This window comes from Brasilonema bromeliae SPC951 (assembly GCF_012912135.1).
Taxonomy (GTDB): Bacteria; Cyanobacteriota; Cyanobacteriia; order Cyanobacteriales; family Nostocaceae; genus Brasilonema; species Brasilonema bromeliae.
In genome coordinates this window covers 1-2,047 of sequence record NZ_QMEB01000399.1, presented here as the reverse complement: position 1 = coordinate 2,047, position 2,047 = coordinate 1, and the positions used below count along the sequence as shown (strand labels likewise).

The following is a 2,047-nucleotide window of genomic DNA, read 5'->3' as shown; positions in this document are numbered from 1 at the left end:
AACCCCCAAGTCATCCAGCACTCGCACAGAATTCATTCTGAATTCTGGCTCCTGACTCCTGACTACTTTCTTGGTCATCTTCATAGTCCAAGGTTTCATACAGACTAGCCCCAATCAAGTTAGTAATCCAGGTGGTTGCATCCATGCCGACTGATGCTGCCGTTTCTTCTAGTCGGTCTTGCCACTCAAGCGGTAGTAAGACTTGGAACGTGCAGGTGGGGTTTTTCAATGGTGCTGGTGGTGAGGTTCTGTCTCTCCACTCTGGGCACTCTCGACCACGTTCATCCCCTGATTTGTATATCAGGTTGAGGATGCCGAACTTATTGCAGTAAATACTTTGGTTGTCTATCGACTCTAATCGATGTTGGCAGTTCCAACAGGACTGTGTTTTTACCTGCACTGTCGGTTGACTCTGCTCACGCAGCATACGGATAGCTGTGGTAGTGCTGCGAGCTTTGCCTTTCTCTATCAACTGTGCGATCGCATTTTGCTCTGCAACGCTCATTTGAATTAGCTTCTGGGCAGTATCGATACTCTTATTCAAAACTGACAGCAAAAACTGAGCTCTCTTCTCGTTGCCTTCTTGAAGTAAAGAATCGATACGCTTAACGACCGAACGTCCTTTTGAGTAGGATCTTCCAGAAAGACCAATCCGTGAACCGATTGCATCACGCGAGTCTCCTGTTGAACATTCCGGAAAAGTTTCCGGAATGTTGGTCAAGTCTGTCCGCCTTCCTTGCCTTTGCTTTGCCTTATGTTTTTCTATTGATTCCCAAGCCATACCCTCTTTGATTCTCTGCTCTATGGTCTTCTTACGACTGGCATTTTCTAGCAGTAGTGCTTTGAGTAAGGCAATCTCGTCTGGAAACTGTCTGAAAACTACAGGGATACAATCTTTGCCCAATATTTGACACACCTTCCAAGGTCTGTGATCTGAAACGATTACGTAATTTGGAGTTACAACAAGCGGCTCCACCCAGTTCCTTTCGGCTATAAGTTCCACCAAGTCTGATACATCTTCATTTGCACCATAAATGCTGAAGTAGTATGGATGAGGGGTTAGAAGATTGAGGGATACCTCTTGAATTTTAATTTGATCACTAGTGGACATTGACCTCTAACTTCATTAATACTCTGTGTTTTATTTAACGTGTTTTATTTTACTATTTATTGTCAAGTGTCAATTTGTCAAGTAAAAAATTTGTTTTCAGGAAAAATTTGTGATATTTTTGTAGTAGATAGAGGTATGGAAGATGCAAGTAGGAGAGACATCAAGACAAAGGCTGGCTGAGTTACTCAAAGAACTGCGAGGTGAAAGAAGTCAACGCAGTTTTGCCAAGCTGCTTGGTGTCAGTAATCAGGCTGTACAGTATTGGGAGAAAGAGCGCACTTGGCCTGATGATAATAATCTGGAAAGGATTGCTGAACTGAAGGGATGGACCCTGTTGCAGCTACAAGTCTATCTAGAAGGAGAACAAGAGAGATCAAGCGTTGCAGATGAAGATGTAAACCGTGTGAATGATAGTGAGCTTCAACAGCAATCGCGCTCTGTTCAGCAGCTTTTAGAAGAGGTGCGGATGCTGCCGTTTCAGGCTGCTGTTCAAGTGGCTAAGGTAGCGTTAGAGACGATGGAGATGATGGCTGCCAAGAGTTCTTGAGTTGACTGCACAAGAGCAGGAGTATCGCTATTCTCTCATTTTGTCAAGTACCTACTTCTACAATAAAGCAAAACTTTACGTCCAGCAGTCGGAGGTAGTGGGAGCGGACGAAACAAGCTTTAATCAAAGAAATATCGATGGTTGTAACCGCTTCTAAAAATCTATGCAAATTATCCGCAAGTATTCTCCAGAGGCTTTTAAAGCCGAGGAGATAGTGAGTTGTGCCGTGCAACCAATACTGGTCAACCCAGTATGAAAAACTAAAGTCACCGATTTCTATAACTTTAGTTTACACGGTTCATATTCATATAATATTTGGGTTTCACCGACTAATTAGGCAATGGGTATCGTCAAGGGCACTCCCCCCCTGAACGGTTACCTTATTAGAC

3 protein-coding genes are annotated in these 2,047 nt (G+C 43.6%); 2 read left to right on the top strand and 1 reads right to left on the bottom strand.

Going from position 1 to position 2,047, the window contains the following annotated elements:
• Positions 1-10 precede the first annotated feature (10 nt).
• Positions 11-1,111: a ParB/RepB/Spo0J family partition protein gene (locus tag DP116_RS28000; RefSeq protein ID WP_169158220.1), complete on the bottom strand. Its 1,101-nt coding sequence runs from the start codon at positions 1,109-1,111 to the stop codon at positions 11-13.
• 142 nt (positions 1,112-1,253) lie between these two features.
• On the opposite strand from DP116_RS28000, the gene DP116_RS27995 reads away from it, so the two are divergent.
• Positions 1,254-1,658 (top strand): helix-turn-helix transcriptional regulator, encoded by a 405-nt coding sequence (locus DP116_RS27995; protein ID WP_169158219.1) that lies wholly within the window; start codon positions 1,254-1,256, stop codon positions 1,656-1,658.
• Position 1,659: 1 nt separating this feature from the next.
• Complete coding sequence (locus DP116_RS27990; RefSeq protein ID WP_169158218.1) at positions 1,660-1,815, top strand: hypothetical protein; 156 nt, start codon at positions 1,660-1,662, stop codon at positions 1,813-1,815.
• Positions 1,816-2,047: the final 232 nt, after the last annotated feature.